This is a genomic window from Rhizobium sp. RU35A, assembly GCF_900156005.1.
GTDB classification, from domain to species: Bacteria; Pseudomonadota; Alphaproteobacteria; order Rhizobiales; family Rhizobiaceae; genus Neorhizobium; species Neorhizobium straminoryzae.
The window spans coordinates 1-2,621 of the sequence record NZ_FTMR01000042.1 but is presented as its reverse complement, the minus strand read 5'-3'; the positions used below and the strand labels follow the sequence as shown (position 1 = coordinate 2,621).

Sequence of the window (2,621 nt, the reverse complement as noted above, 5' to 3'; positions counted from 1 at the left end):
CATGGATCGCTCCTTTGATCTGGATGATGTCATCCAAACTATGCCGGAATACGCCGGCGGGAGCAGGAGCCATCCACAACATCAATTGAAAAGGCATTCTCGAAGATGGAAGCACTCCTGCGCAAGGCGGCCGAACGCACTGTGACCGGCCTTTGGGACAGGATCGGGAAGCCGATTGACCTCATCGAGCACCAGGAGGTTCGAAACTTCTTCACATATGTGGTTACGATCCAGCATGACGGGCAACCGCTCTAGTAACCTACTTCGAATGATACCGTGGACTATGTTACGCGCCTACAATATTTTATGAAGGAAAATTCACATTGCCCGTTTCCGCTTATTTAAACATTGAAATTTTATATGACGAATAGCTAATCAAGCCGCGGGGAAAGAACGATGCCAATAGTGAGCATGACGGTCTCAAAAAAGATTTATGTAGCGTCCGGTCTAGCAATCTCCATGATCGCCGGGTTGATCGTGAACGATTATCTGGCGCAAAAGGCCATCACCAATGCCGAGGAGGTCGTTCAACGTGAGCAGATCATATTCGATGGGATTGCTCAAGCTGAGAAGACTTTGCTTAAGTTGCAAATCTATCTACGCGACATTTGCCTTGCGGATACGTCCGAGGAGCTTGATAGGGCCCTTTCCCAAGTCGCTCCTGTTTCCGAAGCCGGGCAAAGAGGACTGGATGAGTCCATCCGAATCGCAATGAAGCCAGATGTCCTTAAAGACATCCAGACATCCCTGAAAGATTACGCAAAAGCCACTACAGTTGTCGCGGACTATGTGCGGAGCAATAATTTCACCAATCTGAAGCAGTTGGATGCCGTTCGTGCACAGTCAACGGTACCGATCAGTACGGCTGCCAAAAAAGCTATCGACGCCTCCATCACGAATGCCAAGGGTTTTACACAGGAAGCTAAAGACGCTCTTTCGGAAACAAAAACTGCTCAACGCTGGATCTCTGACCTCATTAAATATAGTATTTTGAGTGTTCTGGTGCTGACGGCAGTTATACTGCGACGGAGCGTGATCAAGCCAATCAAGGACTTGATCGAAGCGACCGTTCGTCTTTCGCAGGGGGAGACGAATGTCAGTTTCCCTCTTGCAAATCAGCGGGACGAGATCGGAATGATGTACGCCGCACTCGAGACGTTCCGAGATGCAACGGTCGCGAACGCTCAGTTGCAGAAAGAAACCGAAGAAATGCGTCAGCGAACAGAAGCCGAGCGGCAGGCAGCCCAGGCGCTTGCGGAGGCGCAGGCTGATGAGAGGCTTCGTGTTGCGACTAGTGGTCTCGCGCGCGGGCTCAAGCTTCTCGCAAGCGGCGAGCTGAACTTCCAGCTCGATGAGAAATTCTCTCCGGAATTTGAGCCTTTGCGACTCGATTTCAATCAGTCTGTGCACCAACTTAACGATACGCTTTCGGCTGTAAGCCAGAGCATCGCATTGATCGATACTGGATCCAACGAAATTGCGGTTGGTGCAAACCAGCTTTCAAAACGCACAGAGCAACAAGCAGCATCGCTGGAGGAAACCGCCGCGGCCGTCGAGCAAATCACTTCGAACGTCAAGAACTCTACTCAGCGTACGGAAGATGCACGACAGGTCGCGAGCCAGGCGAAGCTCTCGGCAAACAAGTCATCAGAAGTGGTGGCCCTTGCTGAAGAGGCCATGAAGCGGATTGAGGATTCATCGCAAAAAATCTCCAACATTATTGGTGTGATCGATGAAATCGCGTTCCAGACAAACCTGCTTGCACTGAACGCTGGAGTCGAAGCTGCCCGTGCTGGGGAGGCAGGGAAGGGTTTCGCAGTTGTTGCGCAGGAAGTGCGAGAGCTCGCGCAAAGGTCGGCTACTGCAGCAAAAGAAATCAAGGCGCTGATTCAGAACTCGACAGGCGAAGTCTCAAGTGGCGTAGATCTTGTCCGCAAGACGGGCGAAACCTTGAGAACAATAGGATCACTGATCGTTGAAATGAATGCACATATGGATGCCATTGCTCTTTCCGCTAAGGAGCAATTCACAGGCCTTAGTGAAGTCAATGAAGCCGTAACATCCATGGATCAAACCACGCAGCAAAATGCGGCTATGGTTGAGGAGTCGAGTGCGGCCTCCAATGCTTTGATGGGCGAAGTCAGCAAGCTTCGAGGATTGATCGCTCAATTCTCGCTTGCGACCAATCGACCCGGACATAAGGAGGGTGATGCTGTACTCGCAGTACGAAATCCGAAAGCATCTCCAAGCAGATCTGATCAACGTACCACAGCGCCTGTGCCTCGGTTGAGGGCAGTAGGACAGGGTCGTTCGAGTGGGGAGAGCTGGGAGGACTTTTGAAACGGGGCTGGCACCGGGCAAAAACTTCGCTGTTGCCCGGTGCAACTCTACTCCGTATGGCCAGTATTCCGGTCCGTTTCTCTTTGACGTGCTCCCAATAAATTGGGCCATTTGGAACTGGAATTTTCCATTTATTGAACTGCTCCCAGACATTGGACCAGCGGAGGCTGGAGTTTTCCGGCTTCATGACGTGCTCCCCGATTTTGGGCCACCGGGAGCTGGAATTTTCCGGGGTTATGGCTCAGGTCAGCGGTGGTGCCGATGAGCCCTTCATGAGCGAA

At 51.8% G+C, this 2,621-nt stretch carries 1 protein-coding gene and 1 pseudogene; both read left to right on the top strand.

Features of this window, described 5'->3' with window-relative positions; translation table 11 throughout:
- Window positions 1-84: 84 nt before the first annotated feature.
- Window positions 85-239, top strand: a pseudogene (locus F3H95_RS26940) (IS630 family transposase); the annotation flags it as partial.
- A gap of 157 nt (window positions 240-396) precedes the next feature.
- Window positions 397-2,340, top strand: a complete 1,944-nt coding sequence (locus tag F3H95_RS26935; RefSeq protein WP_188134512.1) for a HAMP domain-containing methyl-accepting chemotaxis protein — start codon at window positions 397-399, stop codon at window positions 2,338-2,340.
- The last annotated feature ends 281 nt before the right edge of the window (window positions 2,341-2,621 follow it).